This window comes from Enterobacter cloacae complex sp. HYC003_NIDB (assembly GCF_056673375.1).
Window position 1 is genome coordinate 4,234,949 of the sequence record NZ_CP114220.1, and the last position, 18,474, is coordinate 4,253,422.

Annotated in this window: 15 protein-coding genes and 1 pseudogene; 7 read left to right on the forward strand and 9 right to left on the reverse strand. The window is 60.9% G+C overall.

The features are described 5' to 3' along the window. Window positions 1–46: 46 nt before the first annotated feature. A pseudogene (locus O1722_RS20300) lies at window positions 47–652 on the reverse strand (ATP-dependent Clp protease proteolytic subunit); the annotation flags it as partial. 85 nt (window positions 653–737) lie between these two features. Between O1722_RS20300 and O1722_RS20305 the strand changes: the two are divergent. Both O1722_RS20305 and O1722_RS20310 read left to right on the forward strand, forming a co-directional pair. Then, complete coding sequence (locus O1722_RS20305) at window positions 738–1,124, forward strand: VOC family protein (protein ID WP_058686538.1); 387 nt, start codon at window positions 738–740, stop codon at window positions 1,122–1,124. Between the two features lie 179 nt (window positions 1,125–1,303). Then, window positions 1,304–1,921 (forward strand): response regulator transcription factor, encoded by a 618-nt coding sequence (locus O1722_RS20310; protein ID WP_047735131.1) that lies wholly within the window; start codon window positions 1,304–1,306, stop codon window positions 1,919–1,921. A gap of 3 nt (window positions 1,922–1,924) precedes the next feature. Here O1722_RS20310 and O1722_RS20315 read toward each other — a convergent pair whose 3' ends face one another. The 5 genes from O1722_RS20315 to O1722_RS20335 all read right to left on the reverse strand — a co-directional run bounded on the left by O1722_RS20315 (window position 1,925) and on the right by O1722_RS20335 (window position 9,150). Continuing rightward, complete coding sequence (locus tag O1722_RS20315; RefSeq protein ID WP_058686537.1) at window positions 1,925–7,510, reverse strand: trifunctional serine/threonine-protein kinase/ATP-binding protein/sensor histidine kinase; 5,586 nt, start codon at window positions 7,508–7,510, stop codon at window positions 1,925–1,927. A gap of 9 nt (window positions 7,511–7,519) precedes the next feature. After that, window positions 7,520–7,900: a response regulator transcription factor gene (locus tag O1722_RS20320; RefSeq protein WP_017383874.1), complete on the reverse strand. Its 381-nt coding sequence runs from the start codon at window positions 7,898–7,900 to the stop codon at window positions 7,520–7,522. Between the two features lie 23 nt (window positions 7,901–7,923). Then, window positions 7,924–8,184 (reverse strand): XapX domain-containing protein, encoded by a 261-nt coding sequence (locus tag O1722_RS20325; RefSeq protein ID WP_003863056.1) that lies wholly within the window; start codon window positions 8,182–8,184, stop codon window positions 7,924–7,926. Then, window positions 8,181–8,402, reverse strand: coding sequence for a DUF1427 family protein (locus O1722_RS20330; protein WP_017383875.1), 222 nt, complete (start codon window positions 8,400–8,402; stop codon window positions 8,181–8,183). The genes O1722_RS20325 and O1722_RS20330 overlap by 4 nt, the downstream gene beginning before the upstream one ends. Before the next feature lie 61 nt (window positions 8,403–8,463). Next, window positions 8,464–9,150, reverse strand: a complete 687-nt coding sequence (locus O1722_RS20335) for a hydrolase (RefSeq protein WP_003863053.1) — start codon at window positions 9,148–9,150, stop codon at window positions 8,464–8,466. A 220-nt stretch (window positions 9,151–9,370) separates the two neighbouring features. Here O1722_RS20335 and O1722_RS20340 point away from each other — a divergent pair, with 220 nt between their 5' ends. The 4 genes from O1722_RS20340 to O1722_RS20355 are packed head-to-tail and all read left to right on the forward strand — an operon-like array spanning window position 9,371 to window position 14,117. After that, window positions 9,371–11,242 (forward strand): amidohydrolase, encoded by a 1,872-nt coding sequence (locus O1722_RS20340; RefSeq protein ID WP_017383876.1) that lies wholly within the window; start codon window positions 9,371–9,373, stop codon window positions 11,240–11,242. Further along, window positions 11,242–11,649, forward strand: coding sequence for a DoxX family protein (locus O1722_RS20345; protein ID WP_017383877.1), 408 nt, complete (start codon window positions 11,242–11,244; stop codon window positions 11,647–11,649). Before O1722_RS20340 ends, O1722_RS20345 begins: the two co-directional genes overlap by 1 nt. After that, window positions 11,646–13,265 (forward strand): MFS transporter, encoded by a 1,620-nt coding sequence (locus tag O1722_RS20350; protein WP_023303025.1) that lies wholly within the window; start codon window positions 11,646–11,648, stop codon window positions 13,263–13,265. The genes O1722_RS20345 and O1722_RS20350 overlap by 4 nt, the downstream gene beginning before the upstream one ends. A 30-nt stretch (window positions 13,266–13,295) precedes the next feature. Further along, complete coding sequence (locus O1722_RS20355; protein WP_047062288.1) at window positions 13,296–14,117, forward strand: alpha/beta fold hydrolase; 822 nt, start codon at window positions 13,296–13,298, stop codon at window positions 14,115–14,117. 39 nt (window positions 14,118–14,156) lie between these two features. On the opposite strand, the gene O1722_RS20360 is transcribed toward O1722_RS20355, so the two are convergent. Next, entirely contained in the window at window positions 14,157–15,551 is a 1,395-nt protein-coding gene (locus tag O1722_RS20360; protein ID WP_058686536.1) for an MFS transporter, read from the reverse strand. 50 nt (window positions 15,552–15,601) lie between these two features. Beyond that, the gene (locus O1722_RS20365; protein ID WP_058686535.1) at window positions 15,602–16,690 is read right to left on the reverse strand and encodes a cellulase family glycosylhydrolase; all 1,089 of its coding nucleotides are present in this window, start codon (window positions 16,688–16,690) and stop codon (window positions 15,602–15,604) included. Window positions 16,691–16,875: 185 nt separating this feature from the next. On the opposite strand from O1722_RS20365, the gene O1722_RS20370 reads away from it, so the two are divergent. Continuing rightward, window positions 16,876–17,883 carry a LacI family DNA-binding transcriptional regulator gene (locus O1722_RS20370; RefSeq protein ID WP_017383881.1) on the forward strand — a complete coding sequence of 336 codons (1,008 nt, stop codon included), beginning with the start codon at window positions 16,876–16,878 and terminating at the stop codon, window positions 17,881–17,883. Here the strand turns inward: O1722_RS20370 and fosA are convergent. Beyond that, a complete protein-coding gene (gene fosA / locus O1722_RS20375; RefSeq protein WP_058686534.1) occupies window positions 17,869–18,294 on the reverse strand; it encodes a FosA/FosA2 family fosfomycin resistance glutathione transferase in 426 nt (141 codons plus the stop codon). The genes O1722_RS20370 and fosA overlap by 15 nt on opposite strands. Window positions 18,295–18,474: the final 180 nt, after the last annotated feature.

The window sequence follows — 18,474 nt, forward strand, 5'->3', positions numbered from 1 at the left end:
CTTAACAGGGAGCAAGAACTTTCAGGCTTATAGATGGATAAAAAACTTAATCCAGGTTCAGCTCGTCATAATGGGTAATCAGTTTACCCACGATGCCGTAGTCCAGCGCTTCCGCCGGTGACATCCAGAAGTTACGGTCGGTGTCTTTCTTCACTTTCTCCAGCGGCTGGCCGGTGGCGTCAGCAATCAGCTTGTTCACGCGCTCCAGCATGCGGATGATCTCGCGCGCTTCGATTTCGATATCCGTTGCCTGACCGCGCACGCCGCCCAGCGGCTGGTGGATCATAAAGCGGGTATTCGGCAGAGCGTAGCGGTGCTCTTTTTTCGCCGCCAGGAAGATGGTGATCCCGGCGCTCGCCACCCAGCCGGTGCCGATCACATGCACTTCCGGACGGATAAACTTAATGAAGTCGTGGATGGTGTCGCCCGCTTCTACGTGGCCGCCCTGACTGTTGATGTACAGCTTGATCGGATCGTTGCTGACGCTTTGCAGCAGGATCATCTGAGTGATGACCTTCTGGGCCAGCTCCTGGTTAATCTCTCCGGAGATGACAATCGAACGGGATTCCAGCAGTTTTTGCTGTAGAGCGCCCGCGCCGTTTGTTCCTTCCGCTTTTTCCTTGTCGCTTTCTTTCAGTGTGTAGTGCATTGTTGTTTCCTCAGCTTGTCGCGCTCAAAACCAGAGTGTAGCCTGTTTTACCGGTGAAAGTCCTCACAGACAAATAACGAGGGATCTTATGAATATTGCACATGTCGCACTCTGGACCCGCAGCCTGGACGCGCAGGTTCAGTTCTGGGAAACGGTGTTTGGCGGCCGCAGTAATGACCGCTACGTCAGCAAAAATAGTCCGGGGTTTAAATCTCACTTTATTACCCTGGATGACGGGCCGACCATCGAGCTGATGACGCTGCCGGGCCTGCCCAGTGCACCTTCGCACCCGGAATTTGTCGGCTGGGCGCATATCGCCATCAACGTCGGCAGCAAAGCGCAGGTGGACAGTATGGCAGCGCAGGCGCAGGCAAGCGGCTCCCTGCTCAGCGCCCCGCGTATGACCGGGGACGGTTTCTATGAAGCGGTGATTGCGGACCCGGACGGCAACCGTATTGAGCTTGTCGGTGCATAAAAACAGCGTTTCGTTCCTTCATCGCCTCCGCTCCAGCTCGCTATACTTCATATGGTTATCATATTGCTAAATGATAATGATATTTAATGTGTTAAGATGAAAGTCAGCATAAACAGTCTCTTACGTAGCCATAGTGACTGTTTACATCCTCGACATTTAAATCAACACCGGGGCGGTGAATGGAACACATTGTTTATGTGGTTGATGACGATGACACAGTCAGGCAGTCCGTTGTCAGGCTGCTGGAATCTGCGGATATACATGCCCTTGGCTTTTCCTCAGCAGAAGCCTTTCTCAGCCATCCCTTTGAAGATCTGCCCTCCTGCGTGATCCTCGATATGCAAATGCCCACGATAACCGGGTTTGATGTCGCAGATGCGCTGAAAGACAGCGGGCGGGAAATACCGATCATCTTTCTCACCGGCCACGGCACCATCCCTATGTCCGTCCGGGCGATCAAAGGCGGGGCCTACGAATTTCTCACTAAGCCCGTTGAATCCAGCGCGCTCATCGACTCTATCGAATCCGCGCTCAGGCTGGCACAGCACAACGCCGCCCGCGTCAAAGAGCACTACGCCCTGAAACAGCGCCATCTGTCCCTCACGCCGCGCGAGCATGAGGTGCTTGAGCTGGCCGTCAGCGGCAAGCTCAACAAGCAGATCGCCGCCGAGCTGGGCGTCAGTGAGATTACGGTGAAAGTGCACCGCCGCCGGGTGATGGAGAAAATGCAGGTCCGCTCCGTGGCTGAACTGGTCAGGGCCGTCGAGCGCCTGACCAAACATCAGCCAGCGGAATAACCGTTACATCTCCTGTCCGGCAAGCGGCAACGCGAAGGTAAACACCGTGCCGTACGGCTCTCTGCGGCGCGCGCTCAGTTTCCCCCGGTGCCGTTCAATAATGCTGGCGCTGATGGTCAGCCCCATGCCCATTCCCTGCGCTTTGGTCGAATAGAACGAGTCAAAGATCCGCTCGGTGAGCTCCGGCTCAATGCCGCTGCCGGTATCGGCGATCTCAAAGATCACCTTCCCTTCAGCGCAGTTCGCGGTGGCGATCGTGATGCTGCACGGGCGATCCGTCACTTCCGCCATCGCTTCCATCGCATTCATCACCAGGTTAAGCAACACCTGCTGGATCTGCACGCTGTCGCCGATGATAAAGCTGTCGTCAGCGTTCAGAAGATAATCAACGCTTATGTGTCGCAGCTCAAGTTCGCTGCGGGAGAGCATAATGATGTGGTGGATCAGGAAGTGCAGATCGATTCGCGTAAACGTGGGGTCCTGTTTGCGCGTCAGAGACTGAATGCTGCGGATGATCTCCCCTGCCCGCTCGCCCTCGGCGGCGATCTCCTCCAGCCCCTCGCGCACTTTTTCCAGCCGCGCCGGATCGCGGTTGAGCCAGCGCAGGCTCGCGCCGGCGTTCGAGACAATCGACATCAGCGGCTGGTTGATCTCGTGCGCGATCGAGGAGGTCAGTTGCCCGACGGTAGTGGCTCGTGAGACCCGCGCCAGATCCGCCTGCGCCACCCGCATCGCATCCTCCGCCGCCCGCTGGCTGGTGATGTCGGTAATGATGCCGTAATACTCATTCACCTCGCTGCCCACCCCCACCGGATCGCCAATCCCGAGGATGTAACGAACGGAGCCGTCGGTGCGGATGATGCGAAACTCCGCGCGCATCGACAGCCCGTCACGCACGCTCTGATTAACGAGGGTGCTGATCCGGCCATAATCATCCTCATGCACGAAGGTCAAAAACTCCGCCATTGAGATCATCTTTTGCTGTTCCGGCAGGCCAAGGATACGGGCGTACTCTTCGGACATAAACATCAGATCCTGCACCAGTTCCCAGCGCCAGCTGCCGGTATGGCTGATCTGCTCGCCCAGCATCAGCGAGGTCTGGCTGGCGCGCAGCTCTTTCTCCACCCGTCGGCGCTGGATGTTTTCCGCCAGCAGCTCGGCGTAGAGCCGCGCCGTCTCCAGCGAAACCGCCGCCTGCGCACCCAGCAGGCTGACCACGCGCGAATGTTCGGCGGTAAACACCTCCGGCATCAGGCGGTTTTCCAGATACAGAATCCCCACCAGCCGCGCCTGTTTGAACATCGGCACGCACATCACGGCGGCGCCGGACGTCACCAGATACGGATCCTGGCTGAACGGGTGGAACTCCTCCGGTTTGCCGGTGCGGATCTCCTGCCCGGTGCGGATCACCGCGGCCAGCACCGACAGCGGCATGTCCGTCGCCATCGGTGACGCTTTCAGGATGCGCACCCGCACGCCGTCGGTACTGGTCCAGGCGCTGGCTTCAATCTCCGGGATGTGATTATCGCTGACGCGCAGCAGCAGGCCACGCTGCGCCCCGGCCCGTTCAAGCAGCAGCGTCATCAGGTTTTCGATTAAACGTTCAAGGTTGATCTCTTCGGATAAGGCGCGTGAGGCTTTGATGACGCTCTGTAAATCGCGGATCACCTCGTTCTGGGCAAACGCCGCCGTGTCATACGCGCGGCTCTGCCCGGAGGCCAGCAGATGGGGGAAATCCTGCTCCAGCTGGCGCACCTTGGCCTGCGCCCCGACGCGCCCCCAGGCGGCAATCGCGCCGCGGAAATGGGCGTCGGAGGCGGTCGGGTAGCCGCAGGCCAGCGAGAAACGCCCGGCCAGCTCGTGCGCCAGGGCATTGATCGGGTTAAACCCGCCCTCCCGCGAGAGTCGCACCGCTTTTTCATACTGCTCCAGCGCGATGCTGTTCATGCCGTCCAGACGGACGATTTCGGCATAAATCAGCGCCTCTTTATCGGCAAATGTGCCCGGATTGATCCGCGCCCAGAGGGCAATTTTGTCGTAATGGTGATGAATACTGCGGCGATAATCCGCCGAAAAGGTTTCCGGCGTGAGCTGGCGGGAGAGCGCCAGCGCGCTGTAAAAATGGTAATCCAGCAGATGAATATGACCCGGCGCGGACCACGCATACCAGCCCGCCATTTCTAAATCCGCCTGTGCGTCGGCGTATTCGCCGCAGGAAAAGTGCGCCATCCCGCGATAGAGCCAGTACCAGAAGAGCATGGTCGAGGTCTGCTCGGGCGCCTGCTCCGGCGGCGCGGGCAGCAGACCGTCAGGCAGCGCCTGGGCGGCGCTCCATGGGCCCGTCACCGGCGTGCGTAAAAACTCCACGTAGCGGCGCTGAATGTGCAGAACGGTTTCAATGTCCTGGTAATCCGTTTTGCGCACAAAGGCCAGACCGCGATCGATGCTGGTCAGCACGCCATCCAGATGATCGCCCCGGGAGAGGAAGTTAATGATCTGATGACAGGCCGCGAAGCAGGCCATCGTCATGTCGCCGTGGGTCACCGCTGAGGTAAAGCAGGCCTTGGCGCACTCGATAGTGTACGACAGCGGCTGGGTCCAGACGCTGAGCTGGTCGAGCGGCAGCAGAGTTTTGGCTTCATAGGCATCATAGCCGTGGCGGTTCACCAGCTCACGAGCCAGCGTGCCGTACTCAAACCCGAGACGGTATTCGGCGTAGCGGTGGCCAATCAGCACGCCAAACCAGGCCATCGCCGTGGTGGAAGCACCGGTTATGCCGTGATCGAGCGTGAGGTGCATCATCCGGCACAGGAGTAAAAAGTGCAGGCGCGGGCAGGTAAAGCTGGCGAAAATACTGGCGCTGTAAAGCAGGTTCATCACCGCTTCGGTCTCTGCGTTCTCCATCAGCTTAAGCTGAGAAAACGGGTTCTGCGGCGCGTCGGCGGTGCGTTGACAGAACTGCTGCCAGGCCCCGTCACATTCGGCATTTTCCGGGTAGCGGCTGATCTGGATCCCGAACACGCCCAGCCAGCATAACGACGCCTCCAGCGCCAGGCGGATCTCCGACTGGCGCATATAAACTTCCGCCAGCAGGTTGGCGGCCAGCGCTTTCTCCGTCAGCCCGCCCGGTGAACCGAGGATCGCATCGCACAGCGCACGCGTGCGCTCCAGGTGTCCGAGCGCAAACTCACAGCCCGCCTCTTCAATATCCAGCATAAAGTCCGAGACCGGGCCCGCATTCCCCAGCGCTCTGGCGGTCTGGATATAGCTTAAGGCGGAAAGGTAATCGCCGGTACGCTTCGCACGCCGCGCGGCCTGAAGGCTCAGCTCCCGGAATCGCTGCCGCTGGGGTGCAGGCTGGATGCAGTCCAGCGCGGCGCTGACGTGGTGAACCGCGCGGAACAGCAGTTCGTTGCCCGCCGTCTGCCGCGCGGCATCCGCCAGCAGGCTGGCGGTGGTCAGGTGCAGATGGCTTTTCTCGCCCTCATCCAGCAGGGCAAAGGCGGCTTCCTGCACCCGATCGTGGGTAAAAGCGTACTCTTTCTCCGTCAGCACAATCAGCTGAGCGGTCACCGCCGGATGAAGCGCGTAGCGGATTTCCGCCGCCGACCGCCCCACCACGCGGCACAGCATCTCCAGCTCGCCCGTGCAGCCGAGGCAGGCGATGCTGCCCAGCAGGCGGCGCGTCTCGTCGGGCATCTCCTTGAGCTGTTCAAGCACCAGCGTCACCACGTTCTCGGTGTAGTGCCGGGCGCGGATGGCCTGGAGATCGTAATGCCATTTCCCCTGATATTTGTTGTGCACCACCAGTCCGTCATCGACGATGCGGCGGAAAAATTCCTGCACGAACAGCGGGTTGCCGCCGGTTTTTTCATGGATCAGCGTGGCAAGATCGGCGGTACCGGTACTGCGGGTATGAAAAATCCCCCCGAGCCAGCGCGCCACGGCCTTCACCGACAGCGGCTGCGGCACGATCGTCGTGGCGTGTTGCGCCGCCTCCGGCAGGCTCGCCAGCGCGGTCTGCAAGGTGGGCTCAGAAAGCGAACTGAGATCGCGGTGCGCCACCACCACCAGCAGCGGGATGGCGCCGCAGGCGCGCAGCAGGTGATCGAGCGTTTGCAGGCTGGCGGCGTCGATCCACTGCACATTATCCAGCAGCAGCACCAGCGGCGCGCCCTGGGTGGCGAAGGTTTTCACCAGCGCCAGCACCATATGGCTGAAGCGCGCCCGCGCGTCGATGGAAAAGGTATCCGCAGAGAAACGCGGTTTGTTCTCAAGGAGTAAATTCAGCTCCGGCACCAGGCTGACGGCCAGCTCCTCGAAGCCTTCCAGCGCGCGCGACAGGCGGATTTTCCACGTCGCTACCTCCCCGGCTGGCAGCCCGAGCAGGTGCAGCGTGAGCGTCCGAAACGCCGAACTCAGCACGCCGTAGGGCAGCGTGGGAGAATATTGATCGACCTTGCCCACCGCCAGCAGCACCTTGCGCTGTTGCAGCGATTTCAGCGTGGTGGCGATCACGGAAGATTTGCCGATCCCCGAAGGCCCCCCAATAGTCACCAGTTCCGGCGCACCGCTCTGGCTGACCCGCTCAAACGCGGCGATGACGTCGCTGGCCTGCGGATGCGCAGAGAAAAGCGAATCGGCAAGATGGATCGCCGGAGAGCGATCCTGCTGGCCGGGAATAAAGTCGACGATCTCACCTTCGGCGGTCAGCGTCGCCTGGCAGCGCCTGAGGTCGGCAATCAGCCCGTCGACGGTCTGATAGCGATTCTCCGGATTCTTCTCCAGCAGCTTAAGGATAATGGTCGACAGCATGCCGGGTACGTCCGGGCGCACCCGCCCCGGCGCAAGCGGCTCAGAGGCAATGTGATAATGCGCCCAGTTGGTCTGGTCATCAGCGCTCAGTTCAAACGGCAATCGCCCGGTCAGAAGTTCATAAAGCACGATACCCAGACTGTAGAGATCGCTCCGGCTGTCGACGGCGCGCCGGGTACGCGTGGTGTGTTCCGGTGACATGTAGGCGGGCGTGCCGCCAGACGCGGCAAGCCGGGACTGGGAGAACGCGTCGGAGGTGCCGCAGGAAAGACCGAAGCTGCAAAGACGGCAGGTGGCGTCGTGATGAACGAAGAACGCCCCGGGTTTGATATCGCCGTGGATCAGGTTGTGCAGATGCATCTGGCGCAGGGGACCGCAGATGCGGATCGCCATTTCGATAAAGCGGGCGATCCCGGAAATCGCCTTACCTGCCCGGCACGCCAGCAGTTCAAAGCAGAACGGCGCGTAGACCAGCGCAAAACGTCCGCGGTACTGGGTTGAAGCGACGGGCCGGATAGCCCAGCCGTCATGAAGCCGGTCGCGCAGGGCAAACTCGTTTTTCAGCAGCCGCGTTGCCCGCTCCTCTTCTTCATCGCTGACCGCGGTGGCAATAATAAACGAACCGCCGGACTGGGGATGTCGCCCGTTCATCCAGGAGATGCCGCCCTCCTGCGCCAGCACGGTAAAAATGACATCCTCTTTCAGAACAAAAGCCCGCCCTTCATGGAGACCTCCCCGGGCGGGCCAAAATGCAGGCGACGTATGTTCGTTCATCCGCGATCCTTATTGTCGGCGGGCCAGCTCCCGCTGAATATGATCCAGCAGAATATCGATGTTAATCGGCTTACGCAAAAATGCAGCGGCGCCCAGACTGAGTGCATACCGCTGCATATTTTCATCAGCATGACCGGAGATAAACAGTATTGGCGGTGGCGGCGTGGCCAGCAACCTCAGCTTCTCAAACAGCTCGATGCCGTTCATGCCGCGTAGCTTGATGTCGGTGATCACCAGCGACGCGCCGGACAGGGCGAGAGGGTGGCTCAAAAACACCTCTGCCGAATCGAAGGTATCGGTAGCATACCCTTCCGATTGCAGCAGGTTACTGAGCCCGCTGCGAACAGAGCGTTCGTCATCAATGATGGCAATGCGCCACGGCAGCGTCATGCTGTCTTTCCTCAAACAAATCGTTACGCGTCGCGGCTTTCCTTCGCGGGCGCTGGGGGCGCGGTACCGCTGATCTTCGGTACGCATTCATGACGAAACCAGGCCAGGGTCAACGGTTCGCGGCTCACCAGACGCCGTCCGATGGGGATCAGCTGTTCACCCACCAGCATGCCGAACAGGCCAAGCAGCGCGACGACCGGCGGCGCCGGGGAATGCACGTCGAGCAGGGCGTAAAGTACCCCAGCCGCGACCCCGCACACCAGCGAAATAATCCAGGCCTTCATGATGACGCTCCGGACAGGTGCTGAACGTGGGGAACCGTCACCTGCACGCCCGCGGGATTGTCGCGGGATAAAAGATGACGCATCGCCTGTTCCCCCGCCAGCATCCCCAGCAGGCCAATCAGCGCCAGCGCGGGCGGCGCGGGAGAACGCACCTTCAGCACGGCATACATCAGGCCAATCAACACGCCTGCCGCGAGGGATATCAACCCTGTACTCATTGTGAACTCCAGAGAAAAAGGCAGCGGCGAGCCGGATGAGGGACCAGCCCGCCAGCGGAACTTAGCGAGCCGGAACCGGCGCTAAGGTGCGGTGCTCGCTCTTCTGACGAGACGGCGCTTTGTGCACCATGGTGTAGGCGTAATCCACACCCATTCCGTAGGCGCCGGAGTGCTCGCGCACGATATCCATCACCGCGGTGTAGGTCTCTTTGCGCGCCCAGTCACGCTGCCACTCCAGCATCACCTGCTGCCAGGTCACCGGGATCACGCCCGCCTGGATCATGCGCTGCATCGCGAAGTCGTGGGCTTCTTTGGAGGTGCCGCCGGAGGCGTCTGCCACCATATAAATTTCGTAGTCGCCTTCCAGCATCGCGCACAGGGCAAAGCTGTTATTGCACACTTCGGTCCACAGGCCCGCGACAACCACCTTCTTCTTGCCGTTGGCCTTCAGCGCGTCGCGCACCTTCTGGTCGTCCCAGGAGTTCATGGAGGTACGCTCCAGAATGTCCTGGCCCGGGAACACGTCCAGCAGCTCCGGATAGGTATTGCCGGAGAAGCTTTCGGTCTCAACGGTGGTGATGATGGTTGGGATGTTGAACACCTTAGCCGCTTTCGCCAGCGCCACGGTGTTGTTTTTCAGCACCTGGCGGTCAATAGACTGCACGCCGAACGCCATCTGTGGCTGGTGATCGATGAAGATGATCTGACAGTTGGCAGGGGTTAAGACTTCGAGCTTAGAAGTGGTCATAAGATTATCCAGTGAGGTTAAAGGTTAAAATCGCCGCGAACAGCACGCCGATAAAATCGCGTTCATCCTATGACCCACAGCGCTGTGGTGTAATTATCTCTTCGTATAGTTAACCTTAGGTATAGTTATACTTTGGTATACCTATCCTATTGTATAACTGGATCTTTGCCGAAACCGGTTCCCATAATCCTGACCATTCCCCTCTTAGTCTGGAGCTATTATGGTTACCCTCGGTAAAGCCGATCTCATTCTGGTTAACGGCCAGTTTCACACCGTCGATCGCGAGAATCCTGTCGCGGAAGCCGTTGCCGTGCGCGACGGAAAATTTCTGGAAGTGGGTACCGTCGCCGAGGTGATGCAACACCACTGCGACGGCACTAAGGTGGTCGACTTAAAAGGCCACACCGCCATCCCCGGCCTGAACGACTCGCACCTGCACCTGATCCGCGGCGGCCTGAACTACAACCTCGAGCTGCGCTGGGAAGGCGTGCCGTCCCTGGCCGACGCCCTGCGGATGCTAAAAGAGCAGGCCCTGCGCACGCCATCGCCCCAGTGGGTGCGCGTGGTGGGCGGCTGGAGCGAGTTCCAGTTCGCCGAGCGCCGCATGCCGACCCTCGACGAAATTAACGACGCCGCGCCTGACACCCCGGTGTTTATCCTCCACCTGTACGACCGCGCCCTGCTCAACCGCGCCGCGCTGAAGGTGGTCGGCTACACCAAAGACACGCCAAACCCGCCGGGCGGGGAGATCCAGCGCGACGCCAACGGCAACCCGACCGGAATGCTGATCGCCCGTCCGAACGCCATGATTTTGTACGCCACGCTGGCGAAAGGGCCGAAGCTGCCGCTGGAGCAGCAGGTCAACTCCACGCGCCAGTTCATGCGCGAGCTGAACCGTCTGGGGCTGACCAGCGCCATCGACGCGGGCGGCGGCTTCCAGAACTACCCGGAAGATTACGAGGTGATTGCCGAGCTGCACGAGAAAAAGCAGATGACCATCCGCATCGCCTACAACCTGTTTACCCAGCGTCCGGGCCACGAGCTGGAAGACTTTGAAAAATGGACCGATATGCTTACGCCGGGCCAGGGCAGCGATTTCTTCCGCCACAACGGCGCGGGCGAGATGCTGGTCTTCTCCGCCGCCGATTTTGAAGACTTCCTCGAGCCGCGCCCGGATCTCGCACCGGGCATGGAGGACGAGCTGGAGCGCGTAGTGCGCCATCTGGTGGAGCACCGCTGGCCGTTCCGCCTGCACGCCACTTACAACGAATCCATCAGCCGCATGCTGGACGTGTTCGAGAAGGTGAACCGTGACATTCCGTTCAACGGGCTGCACTGGTTCTTCGACCACGCCGAAACCGTGTCGCAGGCCAACATTGACCGCATCAAAGCACTCGGCGGCGGCATTGCCGTCCAGCACCGCATGGCCTTCCAGGGCGAGTACTTTGCCGAGCGCTACGGCATCGAAGCCACCCGCCACACGCCGCCGGTGGCGAAAATGCTCGAGACCGGCGTGCCGGTGGGCCTGGGAACGGACGCCACCCGCGTGGCGAGCTATAACCCATGGACCGCGCTCTACTGGCTGGTCTCCGGCCGCACCGTTGGCGGGATGCAGATGTACGATCACAGCGCCCGTCTGGATCGCGATACCGCCCTGATGCTCTGGACCCAGGGCAGCGCGTGGTTCTCCAGCGAACAGAACCAGAAAGGGCAGATCAAAGCGGGCCAGCTCGCGGATCTGGCGGTGCTCAGCAAAGATTACTTCCGCGTGCCGGAGGAGGAGATCAAGGGCATCGAGTCCGTCCTCACCGTAGTGAACGGCGATATCGTCTATGCCGCAGGCGCTTTTGGCCCACTCGCGCCGCCCGCCATTCCGGTCCTGCCCGAGTGGTCCCCGGTGGTGAAGGTGCCGGGCCACTACCGCAGCGCGCCGCCGCAGGCCGCACGCGTGGGTATGAGTGTGGCTCACCACTGTAGCGGCCCGTGCGGGGTTCACAACCACCAGCATGACTTTGCCCGCACGTCAGAGATGCCGGTATCCGACGATAACGCTTTCTGGGGTGCGCTGGGTTGCAGCTGCTTTGCATTCTGATGAAACAAAATGACGCTTCGCCCCGGATCGATCCGGGGCTGTTCTTTCTGCGCCTGACCGGCAGTCTGCTGCTGCTTTACGTGCACGGCCTGCCGAAGGTGCTGCACTTCAGCGAAGAGCTGACGCGCATCGAAGATCCGTTTGGTTTTGGGCCGTATGCCAGTCTGATCCCGGCGATCGTCGCCGAGGTGATCTGCCCGCTGTTTATCATTGCGGGCGTGTACACCCGCCTGGCGTGCCTGCCGATTATCGCCGTGCTGCTGGTGGCGATGCTGGCGGTCCACCCGAACTGGTCGATTGCCGAGGGGCAGTTTGGCTGGCTGCTGCTGATTATCTTCACCACCCTCGCCCTTACCGGTCCGGGCCAGTGGCGAGTGCAGCGTAAAACAACGGAGAGGTTCGCATGACCCAGGTAAACGACGTTCGCGACGCACACGTCGAGACGACGCCCGCCCCCGCGGTTTCACCCTGGCAGCCGCTGAGCCAGCCGGTGTTCCGCATGCTGTGGATCGCCACGGTGGTCTCTAACGTCGGCTCATGGATGAGCGACGTCGGTATCAACTGGAGCATGCTGACGCTCAGCGCCGATCCGCTGGATATCGCGCTGGTGCAGGCGGCGAGCAGCCTGCCGATGTTCCTTTTCGCCCTGCCGTCCGGGGTGATGGCGGACATCGTTGATCGACGTAAATACCTGCTCTTCTCCCAGCTGTGGGTGTTCATTGCCGCCGCCGGGCTGACGCTGCTCTCTTTTACCGGACACGTCACCCCCACCGTTCTGCTGGCGGCGACGTTTCTGCTGAGCGTGGGTGCGGCCATGAGTTCGCCGCCGTTTCAGGCGATTGTCCCTGACCTGGTGAGCAAGCCCGAGCTGGGTTCCGCCGTGGCGCTTAACTCGCTCGGGGTCAATATCAGCCGGGCAATTGGCCCTGCGCTGGGCGGTTTTCTGCTGTCGCTTGCCGGGCCGTGGATGGTGTTTGCCCTGAACGCGCTGTCCGTGATGGGCGTGGCGTGGGTGCTGTGGCGCTGGCGTCCGGCACCGTCCGTGCAGCGTTTGCCACCGGAGCACTTCTTCTCTGCGGTGCGCTCCGGGATTCGCTACGTGCACGCCGCGCCGGTGCTGCGCAACGTGCTGGTGCGCACCGTGGCCTTTTTTGTTTTCGGCAGCGCGGGCTGGGCATTGCTGCCGCTGGTGGCGCGCCGCGAGCTGGGCTTAGGCCCGGCGGGCTACGGCGTGATGCTGGCGTGTATCGGCCTTGGCGCCATTGCCGGGGCCATCCTGCTGCCGCGTCTGCGCCAGCGGCTGAACGCCGATCGGCTGATGGTGGCCGCCAGCCTGACGTTTGCGATCACCATGCTGGCGCTGGCATTTGTACGTCACTTTTGGCTGCTAAACTTGTTTGAGTTCTTTACCGGCTTCGCGTGGATTGCGGTGCTCTCCACCCTCAACCTTGGCGCGCAGCGCAGCGCCGCACGCTGGGTAAAAGCCCGGGCGCTGGCGGTGTATCTGACGGTCTTTTTCGGTTCGATGACCGCAGGCAGCGCCGTCTGGGGCCAGATCGCCTCGCAGTTCGGCACTCCGGCTTCGCTGGTTGTCGCCACGCTGGGGATGGTGCTGGCGAGCATGACGGTGTTCCGCTGGAAGCTGGAGAAAGATCCGGATTTAAATCTCGACCTGAGCGGGCAGCCGCTGGACGGGGTGGAGATTGAACTCCCGAACGAGCGTGGCCCGGTGCTGGTCTCGCATGAGTACATCATCGACCCGCAGAACGCGAAAGCGTTTTTGCAGGCCGTGCACGAGCTACGCCGGGTGCGCCGCCGCGCCGGGGCGATGAGCTGGGCGGTGTACGAAGATATTGAACGTCCGGGTCTGTTTATCGAAACCTTCCTGATGGGTTCCTGGATCGAGCATCTGCGCCAGCAGGAGCGCCACACCATGAATGACCTCCTGTTGCAGAGCCGCGTTCTGGCTTTTCATCAGGGCACAACATCACCGGCAATTCGTTATCTGGTCGCGCCGGTCTGAACATAACAATCACCTGTAGAGGAACACACTATGGCAACGTTTAAGGCAAAAGATGGTACGCAGATTTATTACAAAGACTGCGGCGCGGGCAAACCGGTTCTTTTCAGCCACGGCTGGCCGCTGGATGGGGATATGTGGGACAGCCAGCTGAACCACCTGGCCGAGCGCGGCTACCGCACCATCGCCTTTGACCGTCGCGGGTTTGGACGTTCAGATCAGCCGTGGAACGGCTATGACTACGATACCTTTGCATCCGACATTAACGACCTGATCACCACGCTGGATCTGCGCGACGTGACGCTGGTGGGCTTCTCCATGGGCGGCGGCGACGTGACGCGCTACATCAACAATTACGGCAGCGAACGCGTGGCCGGTCTTGCCCTGCTGGGCGCGGTAACGCCCATTTTCGGCAAATCCGAAAGCTACCCGGAAGGGGTCGATCAGAGCGTTTTCAGCGGGATTCGCGACGGACTGCGTAAAGATCGCGCTCAGTTCATCAGCGATTTCGCCACCCCATTCTACGGCACCAACGCCGGGCAGACCGTTTCTGCCGGTGCCCTGACGCAGACGCTGAACATCGCCCTGCTGGCGTCCCTGAAGGGCACCATCGACTGCGTAACCGCCTTCGCCGAGACCGACTTCCGCCCGGATATGGCGAAAATCGACGTGCCGACGCTGGTGATCCACGGCAGCAACGACCAGGTCGTGCCGTTTGAAACGACCGGCAAGCTGGCGGCAGAGATGATCAAAAACGCCACGCTGAAAGTGTACGACAACGCGCCGCACGGCTTCGCGCTGACCCACCAGGACCAGCTCAACGAAGATCTGCTGGCGTTTGTGCAGTCGCTGTAAGTCATTACGCGAAGCCTGATGGCGCTTCGCTTATCAGGCCTACAAGGGCTGGTCCTGTAGGCCGGGTAAGGCGCAGCCGCCACCTGGCGCTTTCGCAGACGCATTCCGCTCCGCCAGCAGCCGACAAATCTCCGCATGCTTCTCTTCGGTAAAGGTAAAGCGCGACATAAACCCCATTCGGATCAGCGAGCCTATCGCCGGTAACAAACAAATCCCGAAGAACAGTCCCGCCAGTACGCTGTCGCTCTGTGACTGCGCCTGCGGCACATAGTCGATCATCGTCAGAAACACGCCGATGAGCCCGCCGCCCACCGCCACCGACATCTTGCCGGTAAAGGTCTGCCCGGAGAAGGTGATCGCCGCGCAGCGCTTGTTCGTGTGGTACTCCGCGTACTCGATGGTGTCGGCAATCATCGACGAGGTGAGGATGTTGGTCATCATCACGAACAGCGTGCTCAGGCCGAGCAGAATAAACAGCATCGTCACCTGCTGATACCCAACAAACCACATCACCACGCGCACCGCCACGTCCAGCCCGCAGAGGATCATAAACAGCTTCCGCTTCTGCATCCGCCGCGTCAGCATCGGGGCGACCAGGCACAGTACCGCCGCCACGATCCCCATCACGCCAATCGCCATCTGCAGGCTGCCGTCGCCCAGATTGTTGATAAAGAAGTAGATATAGAGACCGCCCGCCACGTTGTGGAACACGCAGAAGAAGAACGACAGCAGGACGATAAACAGCGGCTTGTTCTGGCGCAGGTTGTGGAAGGTGTCGCGGATGGTCACCTTTTCCGGGCTCGGCGGCACGCGCTCTTTGATCTGCATAAAGCCGTTGAGCATCAGCGGCAGGCCCACCAGCATCATAACCAGCGCCGCCATAAAGTAGCCTTTATCGTTGCTGTACTGGGCGAAGAACGCCGCCAGCTTCGGGAAGAAGATATTGGCGCAGGCAATCCCCGCGTTCACCCCGAGCATCGCCGCCGTCACCGCGCGGGTGCGCTGGGCGGAGTCGTTGGTCATCACTGACGACATCGACCAGAACGGGATATCGGAGATGGCGTACAGCGTCCCCCACAGGATGTAGGTCACCCCGGCGTAGAGGATTTTGGTGGTCATGTCCGCTTCGATTTTATAGAACGACAGCAGTGTGACGCCGGTGATCAGCAGCGGGGCGATCAGCAAAAAATGGCGAAACTTGCCAAACCGGCTGTTAATGGTATCCATAATGCTGGCAAACAGCGGATCGTGAACCGCGTCCCACGCGCGGGCAATCAGGAAGATGGTGCTCGCCGCCAGCGCCGAGATCCCCAGCACGTCGGTGTAAAAATAGTTAATAAACGAACCCACTAAACCAAAGCTAAAACACTGACCTAATCCATAACCAAAATAAGACCACAGCTCGCGAGACGGTATTTTCATTGTCGTTGCCATTGATATATGCCTGCCTGGTTGCCCGGCGGTCGGCCGCCGGGTCGATATTATTAGCCTTGTGCCTTCGGGGCGATCTTGCGCAGCTGCTGCATCAGGGCGATTTCACGGCGCGAGAACGGAATGCCGTTCTCCTCGAACACGTCGTGGAACCAGAGGCGGCAGTAGTCCGTGGACTCCTTCATCACCACCGGCCACGGCAGCCACGTCTGGGTTTTGCCGCGCACCAGCCCCCACTGATACGGCGCGACCTTCGCCGCGTACATCAGCGGTAGCTGCTCCTCGATGGTGCTACCCACGTGGCGTGCCAGCCATTCGGTGCAGAACAGCGGGCGACCGAGCGCCTGCAGTTGCTGAATAATCGCCGTCATGCGGCCGGTGTGGGTGTAGGCGTGGAAGCTCACCACGTCCGAGAGCGCCAGTGCGGTCTGGTCCAGCGGATGCTGAAAGAACGTCTCGCCCTCCTCTTCCGGCGGCAGACGCCACGCGCAGACGGTGAGCGGCTGGGTCGGGTCTTCTTCACGCACCCACTGGAATGCGAGCTTCATAAGCTTAAGGGCACAGGTCTCCAGCTTCGCGTCGTACTGCACCTCCTGCGTGCCGGTCGCGAAAATGCCGCGGTTGCCCGGCTCGTTATAGAGATCCCACAGCAGCACGCGCTTATCGTCGCGGAACTGGCGGACAACGTCGCGGATATAGCGTTCAATGTTTGCCCAGCAGTCCGGATCGCACACCTTGTCGCGCCCCGGGCTCGCCGCCGCCTGGCTGTTGTGCTTGCCCGGCACGGGCGGCTTTTGCGGGCCAAGGTACGGCTCGTCGCCGGAGAAACCGCAGTCGTCCATCAGGGTCAGCATGGTGCTGAACCCGCGACCGTCGGCAATCGTCAAAAAGCGGTCGATGCGCGCCATCAGGCCGTCGCGGTCGTGCTCCCAGACGATAAACGGCAGGTTGATGCGCAGGGTGTTATAGCCCGCCTCCGCCGCCCAGCCCAGCTCGCGCTCGATGGTGGCGGCATCGAAGGTCTCTTCCTGCCAGATATCGGTCCAGTTCACCGCCGTCGACGGCAGATAGTTAAACCCGCACAGCCAGCCTTTCTGCTGATACCACGCCTGTGCCTGCTCCCTGCTCCATTGCTCTTTCATTACGCATCCTCTTACTGATAATATTTAGCTAATAAATATTAGTTGCAGAATAAATGCGCAAATCGTGGCGCTCAGAAAAGCGACGCCTCTCACAAAGTTCACGCTTCGATGGATGAGAAACGTGATCGACGGCGCTAAAGCGTGCGGTTAGGGTATGATGCGAAATCGCGAAAGGGAGAGGACGGATGAAGCGAAAAACAAAAGTGACGATGAACGATATTGCGCGGGCGGCAGGGGTGTCGCAGGCGACGGTATCGCTGGTGCTCAACCAGTCCCGCAACATCAAGCTCAGCGACGACACCCGCCAGCGGGTGATCAACGTCGCCACCGAGCTCGGCTACGACCGCCTCCCCGCCGTTCACGCCCCGCGCAACCAGGAAGAGATCGCCCTGCTGGTCAGCTCCATGCAGAGCTTCGACCCGTTTATCGACGCCATCAGCCAGGCGCGGGAAGCGGCGTGGCGCAACGAGACCCTGCTCACCGTCTACGACTACGGCGACGACGTGGAGCTGGCCCTGAACATCATCCGCCAGCTGGACAAGCGCAACTGCATCGGGATTATCCTTGCCTCTCCGGTCACGAACGTCGTCGATATGACGGCCTTCCAGGACTGCACCCGTATCCCGCTGGTGCTGCTCAACCAGCGCGACCCCGGCTCGCCGCTGCTGCCGTCGTTTATTCCGGACGACTACGCCAACGCTTTCCAGGTTACCAGACACCTCATCGCCTGCGGCGCCACACGCATCGCCCACATCACCGGCGAGAGCTGGATGGAGGCCTCGCGCCAGCGTCTGGCGGGCTACCAGGCAGCATTACAGCAGGCCGGACTCGCGTGCGACGACGGACTGGTGCGCCAGACCAACTGGCAGTTCAGCGAGTCCTTTACCGCGACAGCTTCGCTGCTGGAACTGGCCGAGCGCCCGGACGCCATCTTCTGCGCCAGCGACTGGCTGGCGATTGGCTGCTATCAGGCGCTGGCGGTGAACGGCGTGCGCATCCCGCAGGACATGCTGCTGGCGGGCTACGACGACCAGAAGATTTCCGAGCAGCTCACCCCGCCGCTGACCAGCATCCAGTTGCCTTACAGCGAGCTGGGACGGCTGGCGGTGGAGTACCTGTGCAATCAGGAAGATGCCGCCACGCACGTGACGCTGGCGGGCAGGCTGAAGGTGCGCGCCTCAAGCCTTGTCTGAGGTAAACACCATGCCCGCATAGGGCTTCTCGCGACACGCCGCCAGCCGCGCGGCGAGGCTACCCACGTGCAGCTCCAGCTTGTGCCCGTCCGGGTCGAGAAAATAGAACGATGCCCCCTCGCTTTTGTTCTGCTTCCAGACGGTGACGCCCGCCTGCTCGAGCCTTTGCGAGAACGGTTCAAAATCCTCTTCCGCCACGGTAAACGCGTAGTGGGTGTAGTCACTCTCCTGCGACGGCACGTACTGGCGCGCCTCGTCGTACGACAGGCAGACCCACAGATCGCCGCAGGTGAGATAGGCCCCGGTATTCCAGCGGGCGTGCAGGGTCAGGCCCAGCAGCTCGTGCCAGAAGGTGACGCTTTTTTGCAGGTCGCTGACCGCGAGGGTCAGATGGTTGAGTGATTGCAGCATGACGTGCCCTTTTGTTTTTCGCGCCGGACGTGATACGGTAAAAGCATGAACATAAACCACGCCGTGCTCACCGTAAACCGCTGGTGGCTGCCTTCTTAAAGGCGGCACGGAGTAGTTTTCCCCATTTTCAGATAGCCGCCGAAAGGCGGCTTTCACTTTTCTAAGACCCCTTTCGGCTTT